The 19,275-nt window shown below is 64.7% G+C and carries 18 protein-coding genes; 11 read left to right on the top strand and 7 right to left on the bottom strand.

Features of this window, described 5'->3' with window-relative positions:
• Window positions 1-172: 172 nt before the first annotated feature.
• The 6 genes from ybaK (at window position 173) to QM712_RS02830 (ending at window position 5,154) form a co-directional block, all read left to right on the top strand.
• On the top strand, window positions 173-646 hold the full coding sequence (gene ybaK, locus QM712_RS02805; protein ID WP_415021510.1) for a Cys-tRNA(Pro) deacylase: 474 nt from the start codon (window positions 173-175) through the stop codon (window positions 644-646).
• 334 nt (window positions 647-980) lie between these two features.
• Window positions 981-1,376 carry a hypothetical protein gene (locus QM712_RS02810; RefSeq protein ID WP_415021511.1) on the top strand — a complete coding sequence of 132 codons (396 nt, stop codon included), beginning with the start codon at window positions 981-983 and terminating at the stop codon, window positions 1,374-1,376.
• Window positions 1,373-2,230: an alpha/beta fold hydrolase gene (locus QM712_RS02815; protein ID WP_415021512.1), complete on the top strand. Its 858-nt coding sequence runs from the start codon at window positions 1,373-1,375 to the stop codon at window positions 2,228-2,230. The genes QM712_RS02810 and QM712_RS02815 overlap by 4 nt, the downstream gene beginning before the upstream one ends.
• A gap of 16 nt (window positions 2,231-2,246) precedes the next feature.
• The gene (locus QM712_RS02820) at window positions 2,247-3,443 is read left to right on the top strand and encodes an ABC transporter substrate-binding protein (protein WP_415021513.1); all 1,197 of its coding nucleotides are present in this window, start codon (window positions 2,247-2,249) and stop codon (window positions 3,441-3,443) included.
• Between the two features lie 65 nt (window positions 3,444-3,508).
• Window positions 3,509-4,390, top strand: coding sequence for an NAD(P)-dependent oxidoreductase (locus QM712_RS02825; RefSeq protein ID WP_415021514.1), 882 nt, complete (start codon window positions 3,509-3,511; stop codon window positions 4,388-4,390).
• Window positions 4,391-4,398: 8 nt separating this feature from the next.
• Window positions 4,399-5,154 carry an IclR family transcriptional regulator gene (locus QM712_RS02830; RefSeq protein WP_415021515.1) on the top strand — a complete coding sequence of 252 codons (756 nt, stop codon included), beginning with the start codon at window positions 4,399-4,401 and terminating at the stop codon, window positions 5,152-5,154.
• A gap of 2 nt (window positions 5,155-5,156) precedes the next feature.
• Here QM712_RS02830 and QM712_RS02835 read toward each other — a convergent pair whose 3' ends face one another.
• The gene (locus tag QM712_RS02835) at window positions 5,157-5,840 is read right to left on the bottom strand and encodes a GntR family transcriptional regulator (protein ID WP_415021516.1); all 684 of its coding nucleotides are present in this window, start codon (window positions 5,838-5,840) and stop codon (window positions 5,157-5,159) included.
• A gap of 160 nt (window positions 5,841-6,000) precedes the next feature.
• Between QM712_RS02835 and tcuA the strand changes: the two genes are divergently transcribed.
• Window positions 6,001-7,392, top strand: coding sequence for an FAD-dependent tricarballylate dehydrogenase TcuA (gene tcuA / locus QM712_RS02840; protein ID WP_415021517.1), 1,392 nt, complete (start codon window positions 6,001-6,003; stop codon window positions 7,390-7,392).
• Window positions 7,379-8,482, top strand: coding sequence for a tricarballylate utilization 4Fe-4S protein TcuB (tcuB, locus tag QM712_RS02845; protein WP_415021518.1), 1,104 nt, complete (start codon window positions 7,379-7,381; stop codon window positions 8,480-8,482). Before tcuA ends, tcuB begins: the two co-directional genes overlap by 14 nt.
• A gap of 37 nt (window positions 8,483-8,519) precedes the next feature.
• Here the strand turns inward: tcuB and QM712_RS02850 are convergent, their stop codons facing one another.
• The 4 genes from QM712_RS02850 to QM712_RS02865 all read right to left on the bottom strand — a co-directional run bounded on the left by QM712_RS02850 (window position 8,520) and on the right by QM712_RS02865 (window position 13,425).
• Window positions 8,520-9,827, bottom strand: coding sequence for a GGDEF domain-containing protein (locus QM712_RS02850; protein ID WP_415021519.1), 1,308 nt, complete (start codon window positions 9,825-9,827; stop codon window positions 8,520-8,522).
• 247 nt (window positions 9,828-10,074) lie between these two features.
• Window positions 10,075-11,379 carry a nicotinate phosphoribosyltransferase gene (gene pncB, locus QM712_RS02855; RefSeq protein ID WP_415021520.1) on the bottom strand — a complete coding sequence of 435 codons (1,305 nt, stop codon included), beginning with the start codon at window positions 11,377-11,379 and terminating at the stop codon, window positions 10,075-10,077.
• A gap of 95 nt (window positions 11,380-11,474) precedes the next feature.
• Complete coding sequence (locus QM712_RS02860) at window positions 11,475-12,305, bottom strand: putative nucleotide-diphospho-sugar transferase (protein WP_415021690.1); 831 nt, start codon at window positions 12,303-12,305, stop codon at window positions 11,475-11,477.
• Between the two features lie 193 nt (window positions 12,306-12,498).
• Complete coding sequence (locus tag QM712_RS02865; RefSeq protein WP_415021521.1) at window positions 12,499-13,425, bottom strand: LysR family transcriptional regulator; 927 nt, start codon at window positions 13,423-13,425, stop codon at window positions 12,499-12,501.
• A gap of 94 nt (window positions 13,426-13,519) precedes the next feature.
• Between QM712_RS02865 and pcaH the strand changes: the two genes are divergently transcribed.
• The gene (gene pcaH, locus QM712_RS02870; RefSeq protein WP_415021522.1) at window positions 13,520-14,314 is read left to right on the top strand and encodes a protocatechuate 3,4-dioxygenase subunit beta; all 795 of its coding nucleotides are present in this window, start codon (window positions 13,520-13,522) and stop codon (window positions 14,312-14,314) included.
• Between the two features lie 3 nt (window positions 14,315-14,317).
• Window positions 14,318-14,944 carry a protocatechuate 3,4-dioxygenase subunit alpha gene (gene pcaG / locus QM712_RS02875; RefSeq protein ID WP_415021523.1) on the top strand — a complete coding sequence of 209 codons (627 nt, stop codon included), beginning with the start codon at window positions 14,318-14,320 and terminating at the stop codon, window positions 14,942-14,944.
• 4 nt (window positions 14,945-14,948) lie between these two features.
• On the opposite strand, the gene QM712_RS02880 is transcribed toward pcaG, so the two are convergent.
• Complete coding sequence (locus tag QM712_RS02880; RefSeq protein WP_415021524.1) at window positions 14,949-15,854, bottom strand: helix-turn-helix domain-containing protein; 906 nt, start codon at window positions 15,852-15,854, stop codon at window positions 14,949-14,951.
• A 51-nt stretch (window positions 15,855-15,905) separates the two neighbouring features.
• On the opposite strand from QM712_RS02880, the gene pobA reads away from it, so the two are divergent.
• A complete protein-coding gene (pobA, locus tag QM712_RS02885) occupies window positions 15,906-17,078 on the top strand; it encodes a 4-hydroxybenzoate 3-monooxygenase (protein ID WP_415021525.1) in 1,173 nt (390 codons plus the stop codon).
• Window positions 17,079-17,117: 39 nt separating this feature from the next.
• Here the strand turns inward: pobA and QM712_RS02890 are convergent, their stop codons facing one another.
• Window positions 17,118-19,268, bottom strand: a complete 2,151-nt coding sequence (locus QM712_RS02890; protein ID WP_415021526.1) for a CHASE2 domain-containing protein — start codon at window positions 19,266-19,268, stop codon at window positions 17,118-17,120.
• Window positions 19,269-19,275 lie beyond the last annotated feature (7 nt).

Consider the following 19,275-nt stretch of genomic DNA (forward strand, 5'->3'; position numbering starts at 1 on the left):
GCTCCCCGGGGTTATGGGGCCCGGCCTGCGCCGGGACAATATAAGGAGCGTGGCGGGGACATGCGCTCACACCCTCATTGCGAGCTCAGCGAAGCAATCCGGCTGTCGTCGGACTAGACTCTGGATTGCTTCGTCGCTTCGCTCCGCGCGATGACGGTGATAAACGTGGCCCATGTCCAAAGTCACCCAAGCCACGCGCGCGCTCGAAGCCGCCGGTATCGCCTTCACCGTTCATGCCTACGACTACGATTCCGACGCCGAGAGCATCGGGTTGCAGGCGGCTTCCGCGCTCGGTGAGGATCCGGCGCGCGTATTGAAGACGCTGATGGTGCTGGTCGACGGCAAGCCCGTCTGTGTGGTCGTTCCGTCCGACCAGGAAGTCTCGATGAAGAAACTGGCCGCAGCCGCGAGCGGCAAATCGGCCCAGATGATGAAGCCTGCCGAAGCCGAGCGCGTCACCGGATTCAAGGTCGGTGGAATCAGTCCGTTCGGGCAGCGCCGGCTCGTGCGTACCGTGATCGAGCAGAGCGCGCTCGTGCATGACCTCGTCTATGTCAATGGCGGCCAGCGTGGCCTGCAAGTGCGATTGAAGCCGAGCGACGTGCGTGACGTTTTGAAGGCGGTTGTCGCAGACGTGCTGGCCTGAATGTGACGAACACCGCCAACGGCAAGGACCGGCCGCGCGCGTGACATCGGGCGCAGGTTGCCGGCGATCGCGCCGGTGTGAGCGACGAAAACCCGCCCTCCACGCTGGCCCGCAGTGCCCGGGACAGGAACACCATGTCTCTCGCCAAGGCGACTCCAGTTGTGGGCGGCATCGGCGCTGAACTCCCCGGCCGGGCTTGAGTTCAGGCCCGAGGCCTGTATAGAACGAAGATAGAAATAGAATAGCGTTCTGTCAGATAGAACAAGTGAAATCGAGGGACGAGACGATGGAATCTGAACGCTCCCCGCAAAACACTGATCCGCCGGTAGCCCTCATGCCGGACGCCATCGTCGCGAAGTTCAAGGCGATCCCGGACCTGCTGGCGCGCGATGGGGCTCTGATCGCGCGCGGGCGCTGGCTCGACGTCGATTGCCTGCTGGGGCCAAGCACCCAGCCCTTTCATGTCGCCATTCGGGCCGGACAAATCGTCGATATGACGCCAGCGCCCGTCCTGATGCGATCCTGGCGCTTTGCCTATCGCGCGACGCCCGCTGCGTTCGCCGCCCATTGGCAGCCGATGCCGCCCGCGGGCTGGCACGACCTTCTTGCCCTGACCAAGCGCGGAGAAGCCACGCTCGAAGGCGATCTGCATCCCTTCATGGCGCATCTCCAGTACTTCAAGGATCTGCTCGCTCTGCCGCGGCAGAACAATCCCAAGGGTGTGTCATGAGCGGATTCGTCGAACCGGTCGTTGGCCGCTACGTCCATGTCGAGATCGACGGCGAGATCAACCGCATCTATTTCGAGGAGAACGGCAGCGGCATTCCGCTGGTCTGCCTGCACACTGCGGGCTCCGATGCGCGGCAATGGCGCCATCTCCTGGCCGACGAGGAGTTTGCCAAAAGCTTCCGCGTCATTGCTTTCGATATGCCTTGGCATGGCAAATCAAATCCGCCCGAGAGCCAGTATGGCAGCGAATATCGCCTGACCACTGCGAGCTACACCGCGACGATCCGGGCGTTCTGCCATGCGCTCAAGCTGGAGCGGCCGGTGGTGATGGGCTGCTCGATCGGCGGACGCATCGTGCTCAATCTCGCCATCGCACATGCGCGGGAGTTTCGCGCGCTGATCGGGCTGGAGGCAGCCGATTTCCAGCAGCCTTGGTACGATACGGCGTGGCTGAACCGGCCGGACGTCCATGGCGGCGAAGTCTGCGCCGCCCTGGTCTCGGGCCTGATTGCGCCGAACGGTCCTGAAGTCGCGCGCAACGAGACGCTCTGGGGCTACAAGCAGGGTGGCCCCGGCATCTTCAAGGGCGATCTGTATTTCTATCGCGTCGACGGCGACCTGCGCGGGCGTACCGCCACCATCGATGTGAGGGAGTGTCCGCTCTACCTCCTGACCGGCGAATACGATTTTTCCTGCACGCCGGAGGACACGTTGCGCACCGCGGCCGGCATCCCCGGCGCCAAGGCCACCGTGATGACGCGGCTCGGCCATTTTCCCATGAGTGAAAACCCAGAGCAGTTCCGCCACTACATCGCGCCGGTGCTGCAGGAGATCCTCGACAGGCATAATTCGTAAACGGGAGGCGTATCTCATGAAATTGCGTTGGATGATGGCGGCCGTTCTGGCCGCACAGGCAAGCACCGCGATCGCGGCCGACGGTGTCATCAGGATCGGCGTACTCAACGACCAGTCGGGTGTGTTCGCCGACAATGGCGGGCGCGGCTCGGTCGCTGCGGCGAAGCTTGCCGCGGAGGATTTCGGCAACGAGCTTCTCGGCAAGAAGATCGAGGTCATCTCGGCCGACCACCAGAACAAGCCGGACATCGCCTCGGCGACCGCGCGCAAGTGGTTCGACACCGAAGGCGTGGACATGATCGCGGACGGTGCGGCATCCTCCGCCGGATTTGCCATCCTGGAAGTCGCCAAGCAGAAGAACAGGATCTTCGTCATCTCGGGTCCAGGCTCGTCCGACTTCACCGGAAAATCGTGCTCGCCGATCAGCTTCCATTTCAACTACGACACCTATGCGCTGTCGAAACTGACCAGCGATGCGATCACGCGCGCCGGCGGTAAGACCTGGTATTTCGTGACGGCCGACTACGCGTTCGGCCATGCGCTTCAGCGCGACGCCACGAAATTCATCGAGGCCGCCGGCGGCAAGGTGATCGGCTCGGCCGCGCACCCGCTCGGCACGGCGGACTTTGCCTCGTTCCTGCTGCAGGCGCAGGGCTCCAAGGCGGACGTCGTCGGGCTGGCGACCTCCGGCGCGGACGTGCAGACCGCGATCAAGCAGGCCGGGGAGTTCGGCGTCGTCGAGGGTGGCCAGAAGCTCGCCGGCCTCCTCGTCTTCATCACCGACGTCGACGCGCTCGGGCTGAAGGTCACGCAGGGCCTGCAGGTGACCACGTCGTTCTACTGGGACTTGAACGAGGAGACCCGTGCCTGGTCGAAGCGCTATGCGTCGCTGATGAACGGCAAGGTCGCCAGCATGGTGCAGGCGGGTGTGTACAGCGGTGTCCATCATTATCTCGCCGCCGTGAAAGCGGCTGGCACGACGGATGCGACGGCAGTCGCGGCCAAAATGCACGAGATGAAAGTCAACGACATGTACAACAAGGATGTCACGATCCGGCCCGATGGCCGCGTGCTGCACACCATGTATCTCGTGCAGGTCAAGAAGCCCGAGGAATCCAAGTACAAGTACGACTATTATAGGGTCGTCAGTTCGAAGCCGGGCGACGAAGTCTTCCGGCCGATGAGCGAAGGCGGCTGCCCTCTGGTCAAGTAACGACAGTCCGGCTGGGCGGATAGTCGCGTCTCGCCAGGCCGCAAGATTTTCGAGGAGAATGAGACATGTCTGGTTCGATCGGGTTCATCGGTCTCGGCGTCATGGGCGAGCCGATCTGCCGCAATCTCGTGCGCAAGAGCGGGCGAGCCGTACTGGCTTTCGATCTCGCCGCGGAGCCGCTGTCGCGAATCGTGGCCGATGGGGCGACGGCGGCGAAGTCGGTCGCCGATGTCGTCGGTGGCAGCGATACCATTTTCCTGTGCCTGCCGAGCGCCAACCATGTGATGTCGGTGTTCGAGGGCATTCTGTCGGCGATCAGGAGCGGCCAGACCGTCATCGATCTCGGCACCTCCGATGTCGGCCTGACGCGGTCCTTCGCCGGGCAACTCGCGGACAAGGGGGCGCTCTGGATCGATGCGCCCATCGCCCGCACCCGCCAGGCCGCGCAGGACGGCACGCTCAGCGTCATGGTCGGCGCGACACCGGAGCAGTTTGCCGAGGTCGAGCCACTGATCCGCCATTTTGCAACCGACGTCACGCTTTGCGGCGGCACCGGGGCAGGGCAGGTCACGAAGATTCTCAACAACATGGTGCTGTTCGAAACGGTCAATGCGCTCGCGGAAGCCGTCGCGATCGCCAAGCACAGCGGCGTCGAGCCGAAGCTGCTGCTGGAGACGCTGTCGAAGGGCTCGGCGGACAGCTTTGCCCTGCGCAACCATGGCATGAAGGCAATCATCGCCAAGGAGTTTCCGCTGCGGGCGTTCTCGACCGAATACGCGATGAAGGATCTGGGCTACGCGCTGGAGCTCGCGGGCGAGGCTGGGCTGAACCTGAGGGGCGCGGCGCTGATCCGCGAGATCTTCCAGGAGACGATCGACAAGGGTATGGGCGATGCGTATTTTCCGGTGATCGCCAAGCTGATCGATCCCTCCGGATTTCCCCACTAGGAGACCGCATGCCTTCGCCCGGTGTCGCCGCCGTCGACCGCGCTTTGACCATTCTTGCGGCCTTCGAGGATGCGCCGGAGCCGTTGATGCTGGCGGAGCTCGCGAGGCGCACCGGCATGTACAAGAGCACGTTGCTGCGGCTGATGACCTCGCTGCAGGACTTCGGCTATCTCGTGCAGCTTGCCGACGGCCGCTACCATCTTGGACCGACCCCGTTCCGGCTGGGCGCGGTCTATCAACGCGCTAACAATCTGCACGACCACGCGATGCCGGTGCTGCGTCAGCTCGTGGCGGATGGCACCGAGAGCCCGTCGTTCCACGTGCGGCACGATGGCAAACGCAGGCTGTGCGTCTTTCGTGTCGATTCCGCGCATTCGACGCTGGACAGGGTCGAAGCCGGCATGCTGCTGCCGCTCGATCGTGGCGCGGCCGGCCGCGTCATCCTCGCCTTTGACGCCGAGAAGGGCGCTGCCCATGACGAGATCCGCGCCAATTGCATCGCGGTGTCGTTCGGCGAACGCGATCCGGATTGCGCCGGGCTTGCATGCCCTGTGTTCGGTCCGGGCGGCAAATGTGCCGGCGCGCTGTCGCTCTCCGGGCCGAAGCCGCGCTTTACGCCGGACAACATCAAGGCGATGTCGCTGCTGCTGCTGAAGGCGGCGGGCCGCCTCACGCGCGCCCTTGGCGGACCGACCGATCTGCTCGATAGTGCGCTGGCTGCGGCAGAGGCGGATATGCGACCGGCGCGCCGGGCGAGACGATAGGCCTACTGCTTCTGCAGCAGTTTCAGCCGGCAGCGCAACGCTTCGCGGATGTGGGCGCGGGCGAGCTGTTCGGCCTTGTCGCCGTCGCGCGCGGCGACCGCGTCGATGATGGCCCGGTGTTCCTCGTGGCTGGTCGAGGGCCGGCCCGACACCGTGAAGGTGGTGGGACCGAGCAGGGCGATCCAGTCCTGCAACTCGCGGGACGCGTTGTCGAGGTAGCGGTTGCGCGCGGCGCGGCAGATGGACTCGTGAAAGGCGCGGTTGAGCCTTGCCATTTCGACGGCATCTGTCACGGAAGCCTCGACGAAGGCCTGCTCGATATCCCTCAGCGCATCGATTTCGGGGCCGGAGGCGTGCTCCGCGGCGAGGCGTGCGGCGGCGCCTTCCATGATCTCGCGCATGGCATAGAGCTCGAGCACTTCGGAGATGTCGAGGTTGCGGACGATCAGACCGCGCCCTGCGGCGGGCTCGACGAAGCCGCGTGCCGCCAGCCGGCCCAGGGCCTCGCGGACCGGCGTGCGGCTGACGTTGAGCCGCTGCGCGACTTCCTCCTCGCGTAGCCGGTCGCCGGCGCGATAGCTGCCGGCCTGCAGGGCTTCGCAGAGCGAGCGGAATACGGCTTCGCCCAGCGCGACGCCACTGCCGCGCGTGATCGTTCCGCCTGCCTTTGCCGGGCGTCTGGCCATGCATCCTCGCTGGCAGCCAAAGCGCATCCTGCCCATGCAGAGATGTCGCTTGCATGTTGTCTGTATATCTTCGTATACAATAGTACGCAATGGCGGATTGGCCTGTCCGAGGCCGCCAGCGGACAGAATGTCTCTAACTTCGTCCCATCTGGCAGACGGCATGAGCAGCAAATACGACGTGTTGGTGATCGGCGGCGGCAATGCGGCCCTGTGCGCGGCAATAGCCGCGCGGCGCGGTGGTGCCTCGGTCCTAGTGCTTGAGGGCGCGCCGAAATTCTACCGCGGCGGCAACACCCGCCACACCCGCAACATGCGCTGCGCCCACGACGCCGCAACGGAGATCCTGACCGGACCCTACACCGAGGAGGAGTTCTGGGAAGATCTCCTGCGCGTGACAGGCGGGCAGACCGACGAGGTGCTCGCGCGCCACATGATCCACGAGTCCAAGGACATCCTGAACTGGATCGTGGAGCAGGGCGTGCGCTGGCAGCCGTCGCTTGGCGGTACGCTGAGCCTGGGCAGGACCAACTCCTTCTTCCTGGGAGGCGGCCGGGCGATGCTGAACGCGCTTTATCTGACCGCCGAGCGGCTCGGTGTCGACGTCGAATACGACGCTGAGGTCATCGATCTCGTGATCGAGGACGGCATGTTCCTCGCCGCGCGCGTCAAGCGGCCGATCAAGGGCGAGACCGAAATTCGCGCATCCTCGCTGGTCGCAGCGGCCGGTGGGTTCGAGGCCAACATCGAGTGGCTGAAGGAACATTGGGGCGAGGCCGCCGACAATTTCCTGATCCGCGGCACGCCCTATAATCGCGGCTCGATCCTGAAGATGCTGCTCGCCAAAGGGGTGCAGGAGGTCGGCGACCCCACCCAGTGCCATGCGGTCGCGATCGACGCCCGCGCGCCGAAGTTCGACGGCGGCATCATCACGCGCCACGACTCCGTCGTGTTCGGCATCGTCGTCAACAAGCATTCCCAGCGCTTCTATGACGAGGGCGAGGATATCTGGCCGAAACGCTACGCGATCTGGGGTCGGCTGGTCGCGGCGCAGCCGGACCAGATCGCCTACATCATCTTCGATTCGACCGTCGTGACCTCCTTCATGCCGACGCTGTTTCCGCCGATCGCCGGGCAGACGGTCGCCGAGCTTGCCGGCAAGCTCGAGCTCGATCCGGCCGCGCTGGAGAAGACCATCACCGAGTTCAACGCGGCGGTGCAGCCCGGCACCTTCGATCACACCATTCTGGATGACTGCCGCACGGAAGGCGTCACGCCACAGAAGACGCATTGGGCGCGCCGGATCGAGACGCCGCCCTATCTGGCCTATCCGGTGCGGCCTGGCATCACCTTCACCTATCTCGGCACGCGCGTGAACAAGGAAGCTCGCATGCTGATGCGGGACGGCAAGCCCGCGGCCAACATGTTCGCGGCCGGCGAGATCATGGCCGGCAACGTGCTCGGCAAGGGCTATGCGGCCGGCATCGGCATGACGATCGGCAGCGTGTTCGGACGGATCGCAGGACGGGAAGCGGCGAAACATGCACGGAACTAGAATTCTCGACGAAGCCGACCGTCTGATGACGGTCTGCAATTCCTGCCGCTATTGCGAGGGATTGTGCGCGGTGTTTCCAGCCATGGAGATGCGTCGCGCCTTCTCGGACGGCGACCTCAATTATCTCGCCAATCTCTGCCATTCCTGCGGGGCGTGCTACACCGACTGCCAGTTTTCGCCGCCGCACGAGTTCAACGTCAACGTCCCGAAGACGCTCGCGGTGGCGCGCGCGGAATCGTATGCCGCCTATGCCTGGCCGCGCGCGCTGTCCGGCGCCTTCGCGCGCAACGGTCTCGTGATCAGCATCATTGCCGCGCTCAGCATGGCGGCCTTCATCCTCGGCTTTGCCGTGTTGAACGACCGCAGCGTGCTGTTCGGCGTGCATACCGGCCCCGGTGCGTTCTACAAGCTGATGCCGCACAACACGATGGCCGCATTGTTCAGCGCCGCCTTCCTCTATGCGATCCTGGCGCTGGTCATGAGCGTGCGCGCCTTCTGGCGTGATATCGGGACACCGATCGGCGGACGCGCCGACGGCGGTTCGATCTTCCAGGCGATCCGCGATGCCGGCGAACTGCGCTATCTGCATGGCGGCGGCGTCGGATGCTACAACGAGGACGACAAGCCGACCGACCGGCGCAAGCTGTATCACCACCTGACCTTCTACGGCTTCCTGCTGTGCTTCGCCGCGACGAGCGTCGCCACGCTCTACCACTATCTTCTTGCCCGTGAGGCGCCCTATCCCTGGTGGGATCTGCCGGTCGTGCTCGGCACGCTCGGCGGCATCGGCCTCGTCGTCGGACCGATCGGCCTGTTCATCGCGAAGTCGCGCCGTGCTCCCGAACTGCTCGATGAGCAGCGCTACGGCATGGACGTCGGCTTCATCGCCATGCTGTTCCTGACCGGTCTCACCGGCCTGGCGCTGCTGATCCTGCGCGAGACCGCAGCGATGGGGCCGCTGCTGGCGCTGCATCTCGGTGCGGTGTTCGCGCTGTTCATCACCATGCCCTACGGCAAATTCGTGCACGGCATCTATCGTTTTGCCGCGCTGGTCCGCTACGCGCAGGAGCGGCGGACGGAAGCCGCCTGATCGGGCGGCGATGCGCCGGCGCGATCCGTCGTCGGACTTAAGCTCCGGCGGCCTCGCGCTGCCGTGGCGCGACGAAGACGACGTCCGGTCTCGCAGGGTCGATCTGCACCCGGTTGCGTCCCTTTTCCTTGGCGCGATAGCAGGCCGCGTCGGCGCGGCGCAGCGCCTCCTCCAGCATGACGTCGTCGTCGGAGATGCAGGCAACTCCGATGCTGGCGGTCACGGCGAAGGTCCGGTCGTCCCAGGTGAAGCCGGAGAGCTCCAGCGATTTGCGCAGCCGCTCTGCGATCTCGACGGCTTCGGCGAGTGAGCATCGCGGGAGGATCACGCCGAATTCGTCGCCGCCGAGCCGGGCCGCGAGCTGATGCGATTGCCGGCCTTGCTGCAGAAGGCGGGAGATCTGGCACAGCAGGCGGTCGCCGGCGAGATGGCCGCACGTGTCGTTGACGGCCTTGAACTGGTCGAGATCGATCAGCATCAGGCCCAGCGGAGCGTCACCCGCCAGACGTAGCTCGCCTTCGAGACGGGCTTCGAAGGCACGTCGGTTGGCGAGGCCGGTCAGGGGATCATGGGTTGCCTGCCAGACCAGCCGTTCCTTTTCTCCCCTGAGCGCGGTTTCGAAAGCTTCGCGTTGCAGGACGAGGCGATGGATGCGCCAGCCGGTCAGGACGATGAGCGCCGCGGTGGTCAGGATGTTCGACAGGGTGAGCAACATCGTGATCGCGCGCGATCCCTCGCCGAGAACCATCGAGAAGCGATTGGCGCGCTCGGTGAACTGGCTGTTGAGCTGAGAGAGGCGGTTGGTGAGGAAGCGGATTCGGGGCACGTCGCGGACGATGCCGTGTTTCATTTCGGCGTCGATCGCCTCGCCGAAGATCGTCAGTTCGAGCAGCATCGGGTCCGTCGCGCGCCAATGCTCGATGGCCGCCTTCAGGAAGCTCACCTCGCGGAAATAGCGGTAGAGCCAGATCATGCCCGGAATGTCGTCGGGATGATTGCCGCCTTCGAGAAATCCGCGTTCGGCGGCTTCCGTATCCATGGGCTGCTTTTCGAGCGCGAGCCGCGCGAACATGTCGCCCATGGGAACGGCGAGCGCATCACGATATTGCGTGAAGAAGCTCTGGTCACCGGAGTGGAGGTAGAGATCGAGATTGTACACCGCGTTCTTCTGCGAGCGCGACCACAGGGCTTCTCCTGCGACGTAGGCGCGGACCGACGACATGATTTCGATGCTGAAGCCGGCAATGGTCGCCTGCAGCAGCACCACCGCGACAAACGGCGCGACCAGACTGGTCACGTGCATGGCGCGACGTGTTCTTGTCGAAGTGACGGCCTTGCGAAACACCTTGCCTTTCCCTCCGCCCGCAGCAGTTCAACGGTATCTTCCGCCTTGCAACGCAGAGTAGAAGTAGAGATCAAGGGTGCTTAACCCGCCCTGAAAGCGGCGGGCGATTGCGGTTCACGGTGAACGCGCCGTGAAGAGTGCGTCGGCAGATCGAGCGAAGCGCTGAGCAAGCCGTATTTTCACCGGCATCTGCGCGATGCTTCGGTAGTGGAGCACCAGAGCGACATACCGCGTCGCCGTGGATCTCCTAGACCAGGACCGGCGTCCGCACCCGGCCGGCATCGCCGAACACGCGCAGGTAGCGCTCGATCTCCGAGGGCATGCCCGTCGCCTTCTCCGGATTGTCGGAGAGCTTTACCGCCGGATGACCGTCGACCGACGACACCTTGCAGACGATCGAGATCGGATCGAGATTGATCGAGCCGTCAGGCGGGCAGCCGACGAAATCATTTGTGAGGTTGGTGCCCCAGCCGAAGGACAGCCGTACGCGACCGGCGAAGTGATGATAGGTCTCCTCGATCGAGCCGACATCCATCGCGTCGGAGAACACGAGAAGCTTGTCCTTGGGATTGCGGCCCTTCTTCTCCCACCACGCGACGATCTCTTCGCCGGCCTGGATCGGCGGCGCACTGTCGGGGCGGAAGCCGGTCCAGTCGGCGACCCAGTCAGGCGCATCGCGCAGGAAGGCCTTCGTGCCGAAGGCGTCGGGCAGCGCGACCAGCAGGTTGCCGCCATAGGTCTGGCGCCACTGGTCGAGGATGCGATAGGGCGCCCACCGCAGTTCCTCGTCATCCTTGGCGAGCGCGGCAGCCACCATCGGCAGTTCGTGCGCGTTGGTGCCGATGGCCTCGAGGTCGTTGTCCATGGCGAGCAGGACGTTGGAGGTGCCGATGAAGGACGGACCCAGGCCCTCCTTCACCGCTTCCACGCACCAGCGCTGCCAGAGGAAGCCGTGGCGGCGGCGGGTGCCGAAGTCGGAGAGCCTCAGGTTCTCGAGCTTGCGGAGCCGCTCGACCTTGGTCCACAGCTTGGCCTTGGCGCGGGCGAACAGCACGTCAAGCTCGAAGCGGCCGCGGCCCTTCATCGCCGCGCGCGAGCGCAGCTCGTTGAGGATCGCAAGGGCGGGAATCTCCCACATCGTGGTGTGCGACCACGGGCCGTGGAAATGCAACTCGTACTGGCCTTCGACCTTGCGCAGCTCGTACTCGGGCAGACGGAATTCGGCCAGCCAGCGGATGAAGTCGGCCGAGAACATGTGGGTCTTGCCGTAGAAGGTGTTACCGGCAAGCCAGATCAGCTCCTTCTTGGTGAAGCGGATGGTGCGGGCGTGGTCGAGCTGGGCGCGCAGCTCGCCCTCGTCGATGATCTCGGCAAGTCGTACATGGCGCGAGCGGTTGATGACCGAAAAGGTCACCTGCTGTTTCGGGTAATATTCCCGAATCATCTGCAACATCAATAGCTTGTAGAAATCTGTATCGAGCAGGCTGCGGATGATGGGATCCAGCCGCCAGCTGTGATTATAGGTCCGGCTCGCAATGTCGGTCACTGTCATGGGGGAATTCTAGCGTGGCGGCCGTGGCGCAACCAGTGGGTTTCGCGAAGGGCAGGCCATCGCACCGACGCGGGACCGCGGCGCCTCGACGCTGTTCAGCGGCCGGAGAATAATTCTTTCGTCCAGCGCAAGGGGGCGGTGAGTTTCCAGGATGTCGAGTTCTGGACCGCCTTCAGCTGTGCCTTGGCCGCGCCGGTCTCCGCGATCAAGGTGTGCCGCTCGGCCAGGACAGAATCGCGCTCCGCCATGAACCAGTCGCGCGTGGTCGCATCCTCGCGCCACGGGCTGAACAAACGGGCGAAGGCCTGACGCAGTTCAGCGTCCGCGTGCTCGCGCAACGCCGCGGTCGCGACGTCCATCTCGATCATCTTGAGCCGTGTTGAAGGATTGCTGATGCCGGCATAGTGGTGAACGATCGGGTCCGCCACCGTGGCGAGGCCGGGGATCGAATTCCAGGCGGTGTCGAGGCGCGCGAGACAGGCTCGATTGGGCTCGTCGGGACGGTCCGGTCCAATCCCGAGACAGCCGTCATGGCCGAGCAAATGGAGGATGGTGGCCTGGTCGAACCAGGGATGCGGCAACTGGCCGGTGTCCCAAACCTGCCTGAAGAACTCGCGCGACCAGTCGGTCGCACGGATGAGCATGACGCCAGAATTGAAGTGCGGGACGAAATCCGCCGCCATGATCTCGGACGTGTCCGGACCATGCCAGGCCATGTGCAGATCCGCGCTGTCGATTGCCGCCGTTCGCACGTCGACATCGTTGCGGAGCACGATGGCATCGACGTCCATCCAGAGAACGAAATCGAAATCCTCCTCGAGCGCAGCCCGGATCACCTCGATCTTCAGCCAGCCGCGTCGACGCCTCCAATTGTCTCTGTGAATCGCGCGGATTTCATAGCCGTGTGCCGCTGCGAACCCCTGCATACGCGGAACTGTGAGGGCGGCGAGTGGTTGCTGAACGGAATCATAGGCCGTGAGAAGGCAAACGCTGGGCTTCACGAGAATTCTCCGAGCGCCCCGAGGGACGCTCCATTCCAAGTCGGGGCGTTTCTAGCGTAGCCGCCGCGATACAACCAGTGGGCTTGAGTGAATGGGCATTCGTGTCAACTGCAGGTCTTCAGCTTCCGGCGGTGGCGGCCACAGATTCGAGTTGCGATCTGATCCAGCGGTGGGCCGGGTCTTTCTGGTAGCGTTGATGCCAGACCATGAACATCGGGAGTTCGGCCAGCGTCCGCGTACGGGATGCGAGCGGAATCCGCGTTTGCGCGAAGCCGTGCATCACGCCGGATGCGAGCAGGCTCGGCATGCTCGCGAGCATCTGCGAGCCGCGCAGGAATGACGGAACGCCGGAGAAGCTCGGTACGGAGATCGCGATGTCGCGGTGGAAGCCGTTTGCCGCGAGCCGGCGGTCGAAGTCGAGCCTCTCATTGTCGGTATAGACCACGGTGACATGGCGGGCCGCAAGATATGCACCGCGGCCGGTCGGTGCGGCGCGTGCTTTCGGGTCGTAATAGCAGACATAGTGATCCTGAAGCAGGCGCTTCTGCACGATGTCGACACCCGAAGGTGGCAGCGGCGTGATCAGGAGGTCGCAGCGGTTTTCGCGCAGCATCGCGGGCGAGGGGGACTGCGATGGAATTACGCGCAGGCTCAGAGCCTTCACCTGTGCGGAGACATGTTCGAAGAATCGCGGCAACAGCAGGTCGCGCTGGAAATCATTGGCGGCGACCGTCAGCGAAAGTTGCGCGCGTGCCGGCTCGAAGGTGACGCCGCCGGCGAAGCTCCGCATCTCGTCGATCAGTGTGCGCGCCTTTCCAGCGAGCGCCTGGGCATGGGCGGTCGCGACGATGCCGCGGCCGGATTTCGCGAACAGCGGATCGCCGGCGATCCGCCGCAGCTTGTTCAACCCGTGGCTGACGGCGGACTGCGTCAGGCCGAGCCGCGTTGCCGCCGCCGTTACCGAGCCTTCCTCCAGCACGGCGAGGAAGAGCTCGAGGGCGTGGCCGTCGAGGGACAAATGATCGATTTCATTCATGGAATACATTATAATCAATCTATTTATCTGTGGAATAGACAGGCTCATGGTCTCCCGACAAGCCGTGCGCCCGGACCGGGCCCCAGAGGGAGAGACAACGCCGATGAACGTCCAGGCCCCGATCCCCGCCTTGCAGGATCCCCGCCTCAACCGCCCCGAGCCATTCACGCCTCCGCTCGGGGACGGCGGTTTCTTCCAGCGCGACCGCGCGATGCATCCGCCGGCATATGCGCCCGGTTACAAATCCTCGGTGCTGCGCTCGCCGCGGCTGGCGCTGCTCTCACTGGAGAACTCGGTCTCGGAGATCACCGGACCGGTGTTCGGCCATCATGATCTTGGACCGCTCGACAACGACCTGATCCGCAACTACGCCAAGGACGGCGACCCCGTCGGCGAGCGCATCATCGTCCATGGCCGCGTGGTCGACGAGACCGGCCGCGGGGTGCCGAACACGCTGGTCGAGTTCTGGCAGGCCAATGCCGGCGGCCGCTACCGGCACAAGAAGGATACCTATCTGGCGCCGATCGATCCGAATTTCGGCGGCTGCGGCCGCGCGCTGACGGACGACACCGGCTACTATTATTTCCGCACCGTGAAGCCGGGCCCGTACCCCTGGCGCAACTACGTCAACAGCTGGCGCCCCGCTCACATCCACTTCTCGGTGTTCGGCTCTGGCTTCGCACAGCGCCTGATCACGCAGATGTATTTCGAGGGTGATCCGCTGATCCCGATCTGCCCGATCCTGACGACGATCCCGGACAAGGATGCACTCGATCGTCTGGTGGCGCCGCTCGATCTCAACGCCAGCACGCCGTTCGATGCACTCGCCTACCGCTTCGACATCGTCCTGCGCGGCCAGCGCTCCACCTATTTTGAAAATCGTCCCGAGGGGAACTGAGCCATGCCGCAGCCGCTCAACTATCTCAAGGAAACCGCTTCCCAGACTGCCGGCCCGTACGTCCATATCGGCCTGATCCCGGCGATGGCCGGCTTCGACATCTTCGAGAAGAACTTCTCGAACGTGCTCGTGACGCCGAATACGCAGGGCGAGCGCATCACGCTGGAGGGCAAGGTGATCGACGGCAGCGGCTCGGCCCTGCGGGACGTGTTGCTGGAGATCTGGCAGGCCAACGCGGCCGGCCGCTACAACCATCCGGCCGATCGCTCCGCCGGCGCGCTCGATGAGGATTTCCGCGGCTGGGGTCGCGCAGGCTCGGATTTCGACAGCGGGCTCGTCACCTTCGAGACGATCAAGCCGGGTGCGACCACCGACAAGGCAGGCCGCAAATGCGCGCCGCACGTCAACGTCTGGATCGTCGCGCGCGGCATCAATATCGGCCTCAACACGCGGCTGTACTTCTCCGACGAGGAGGCCGCCAATGCCGCCGATCCCGTCCTGAACCTGGTCGAACCGCCGGTGCGCCGTCCAACCCTGATCGCGAAGCGCGGCGAGCGTGCCGGCAAGGTCGTGTACAGCTTCACGATCAACTTGCAGGGACCGGAGGAGACCGTCTTCTTCGACGTTTGAGGTTTCAGATATCGCCGCCCTGCAGCCGCTCGCGGAACGCGCGCGGCGATAGTCCGGTGGTCGCGGCGTAGACCCGGCTGAAATAGGCGGGGTCCTCGAAACCCAGCGCATAAGCGATCGTCGAGACCGGCAGGTTGGTGTAGACGAGATTGCGCCGCGCTTCGCGGATCAGCCGGTTGAGGATCAGGTGCGAGGCGGTGTCGCCCGTCGCCGACCGCGTCACCCGGTTGAGATGGGTGGACGTGATCGACAGCGCCTTCGCATAATCGACGACGCTCCAACGCTCGAGATGGTGCTGTTCCAGCAGCGCCTCGAAACGGCGGAACAGGCTCGACTCGGTCGTTCCGCCGCTGCCGCTCTCGCTCGCGAGCGCGCGCGCCACGAGCCCAATCATCGCCGCCGACAACGCGCGCAGCACATGCGCCCGGCCGAAGTCGCGCGCGGCGTGCTCGGCGAAAATCTGCTTCATCGTGGCGCGGATCTGCGGCGTGCCCCGCACCACGGCCGACCGCGACAGCATGCTGCGCAGACCCTCGGAGACGAGCAGCGCCTCGTCCAGGATTTCCGCGGCAATGGTCAGCACCCAGCCCTGCGTTCGCGGCACGAAGCGGAAGCCGTGAACATGGCCGACCGGCACGTTGACGATCTGCATCGGCTTGAGCGTCACCACGCGCCCGTCGAGGGTCGCTTCGCCGCCGCCGCGCTCGATCAGGAGCACCTGGTGCAGCCGGGCATGCCGATGCACCGCGAGGGTCCAGTCATGGAGCACCGAGCGGGCCGCAATGGTCTCGCAATGGACGACGTCGGGTAGGTCGCCGGACTCGCCGAACAGGTTGTAGACCCGGATAGCGGGCGCGTGGGCTGTGGTTCTCATGTTCGAATAGTACAAGACAAAGGCAAAAGCCTCCATCGGTTCGCGGCGTTTTATCTGCAAAGAGCAGATCGACGGGAGGGCGCAAAAATGAAAGTTCAGGTCTGCATCATCGGGGGTGGCCCCTCCGGACTGTTGCTGTCCCAGCTCCTGCACCTGAAGGGCATCGATACGGTCGTCCTGGAGAAATACAGCCGCGAGCACGTGCTGGCCCGCATCCGCGCGGGCGTGCTCGAGCATGGCTTTGCCAAGCTGATGCGCGAGGCGCAATGCGGCGAGCGGATGGACCGCGAAGGCGAGATCCACCGCGGGTTCGAGATCGCCCATGACGGGATGCTCTCCCACATCGACCTGCACAAGCATTCCGGCGGAAATTCAGTGCTGGTCTACGGTCAGACCGAGCTGACGCGCGACCTCTACGAGGCGCGCGACCGCCTCGGCGGCAAGGTCGTGCACAATGCCGAGGACGTGACGCCGCACGATCTGATCTCGGAGCAGCCCTATGTGACCTATCGTGCGAACGGCGAGATGATCCGGGTCGACTGCGACTACATCGTCGGCGCCGATGGCTTTCACGGCGTCAGCCGCAAGTCGATCCCAAAGGACGTGCTGCGCGAACATGAGAAGGTCTATCCGTTCGGATGGCTCGGGGTGCTGTCGCGCACCAAGCCAGTGTCGCCGGAACTGATCTATGTGAGGCACGATCGGGGTTTCGCGCTCTGCTCGCTGCGTTCGCAGGTGCTGAGCCGCTATTACATCCAGGTGCCGTTGACCGACAAGGTGGAGGAGTGGAGCGACGAGGCGTTCTGGGCCGAACTGAAGCGCCGTCTGCCCGCTGAAGCCGCCGGGCGCCTCGTCACGGGCCCTTCCATCGAAAAGAGCATCGCACCCCTGCGCAGTTTCGTGGCCGAGCCGATGAGTTATGGCCGTCTCTACCTCGCGGGCGATGCCGCCCATATCGTGCCGCCGACCGGGGCGCGCGGGCTGAACAGCGCAGCCTCGGACATCTACTATCTCTATCACGCGATGCTGGCGCATTATCAGCACGCCGACGATTCCGGGCTCCAAGGCTATTCGGCCAAAGCGCTGGCGCGCATCTGGAAGGCGCAGCGGTTCTCGTGGTGGATGACGATGATGTTGCACCGTTTCCCCGATCGGCTCGAATACGAGGATCGGCTTCAGCAGACGGAGCTGGAATATCTGCTTTCGTCGGAGACCGCGCAGCGCCTGCTTGCGGAGAATTACGTGGGATTGCCGTTCTAGGAGGACCGCGCTTCGCCGGCCCCCGGGCGAGGTTCGCGGCTACTTCCCCTCCAGCGTATTGACCGGCGTCCATTCCAGCGGTGGCGGATCGCCGGCCAGCGTGCCGGCGCGCCTGGCGAACAGTGCCGATGCCCGGTCGATTTCGGCCGTGCGCCCGAACGCATCGGCGGCCTTGGCGAAGTCCCGTCCGCGCCAGCGGGCCAGCCCCTCCGCGTAATCAGCCGCAATCTTCTTTTGATCCGCGCTCTCCATGCCTCTCTCGGCGAATGGCTCGTACACCCTGATCGCTTCGCCGCGGCCCTGCACCCTGATTGCATCGAGTTCGCGCCAGGCGAAGGTCTCGCCGGTCCGCGCGACGGTGGCCTCCGATGCCATGATCGCGGTGGCGTAATATTTGTTGGCGCCTTCGAGCCGCGAGGCGACGTTCACGGTATCGCTCATGACGGTGTAGTTGAAACGGCGCCGGGAGCCGATGTTGCCGACCACGGCCTCGCCGCTGTTGAGCCCGATGCGCTGCGAGAGGCCGCGCCCCGCGAAAGCGGTATGGCCGTCGTTGAGCTCCGCCAGCTTTGCGTGGCATCGTAGGGCCGCGCGAACGGCGTTGCGGGCGTGGTCGGGATCGTCGGCCGGCGCTCCGAACATCGCGACGATGGAATCACCAATATATTTGTCGACATAGCCGCCATGGCTTTCGATGATGTCGGTCATTTCAGACAGGTATTCGTTCATCAGCGCGACCAACTCGCCCGGCGTCATGCTCTCGGCAATGGACGAGAATCCGCTGAGATCGGAGAAGAACATGGTGACATTGCGCATCTCGCCGCCGAGCGCCGGCATCTTGCCGGAGGCGACCATGCCGTTGATGATCTCGGGCGCGAGGTAGAAGGCGAAGCTCTGGCGCAGAAAGCGCTCTTCGCGGTCGGCGATGACGAAGCGATAGCCGACCATCATCGCGAGCGCGGCAAGGCCCGCAAGCGCAGGCTCCGCCAGCGGCAGCGCCAGGGCGTGAATGAACGCGCCGACGGCCGCGGCCGCGTAAACGGCGGTGAGGATGATCCACGCGACGAGGGCGGCGCCCGGCGCGAGCACGCAGGCTGCGCATGCGGCGATCGCCGCGAACACGACAGTGAGGATGGTCCGCAGCGGAAGGCCGAGTTCGGTCACGGCGTCACGCTCGATCAGGTTTCGGACGACGGCAGCATGCACGAAGACGCCGGCGACCGCGCTGCGCGCCTTCTGCGAGGCTTGGGCCGGGGCGGGAACGGCACATCGCGCGGCCGGTGTCCCGTCGTAACCGCCCGACAAGCGCATCGAGGTGAGCTTGCGATCGTCGAAATTGAGGATGCTGCCGAGCAGCACGACCTTGCCGTCGAAGGCGCGGTGGAAGAAATCGCGGTCGCCTTTCTCGACGCAGGCGCGCAGATCGGCGAAGGAGAAGGCCGGAACATCGCGACCCATCCCTCGAAAGTTGACCGTCAGCGTATTGGGGACGGCGCTCGGGATCGTGTAACCGGACAACTCCGTCGCGCCGGATGGCGCAGTCTCGGGCCTTGTACCGAGCGCCCGCGCGGCGAGTTCGACCGCCATCGAAGGAACCGGCTTGCCTTCAATGGCAAAGCTGAGCGGCATTCGCCGGATCACGTCGTCGGTGTCGGTATGGACGTTGAGGGCTCGAATGTTGCTCTTCACCGCCAGTTGTTGCGCACGGTCGGGCCGTTCCGGATGGTCGTTGCTCAGGATCTCGCCGAGGACCAGCTTGCCATTGTCGGAGAGTTGCCGAAGGGCGATGAGGTAGTCCCGGTCAAATCCCCTTATGCGGCTGCCGAACGACGTGTCGCCGAAGGGAATCTGCGACTGCTCGATCGAGTTCATGAAGATGACGTCGAAGCCGATCACCTTGGCGCCGCCGTCGGCGATGCTGCCCAGCACCCGGCCGATCTCGCGCGTCCAGGTTTGCGTCGGCGATCCCTTGAATGGCGGGGTGTCGTAGGTCTCGCCGTCGATGGCGACGACGACGACGGGCGAATTCGCGGGATCGCGTTTATCGCCGGCGATCTTGCCGCGGATCGCCGTGAGGATGTCGAGCGAGAGGCCCTGCAGCGTGTGAAGTGGCGGAGACGTGAAGATCGCGCCCGCAACGAGCGCGATCAGGGCCGCTGCAATGATGTCCCGCCTGCCTGTCCGCCGCATCGCCCCG

Source organism: Bradyrhizobium sp., assembly GCF_047605465.1.
GTDB lineage: Bacteria > Pseudomonadota > Alphaproteobacteria > Rhizobiales > Xanthobacteraceae > Bradyrhizobium.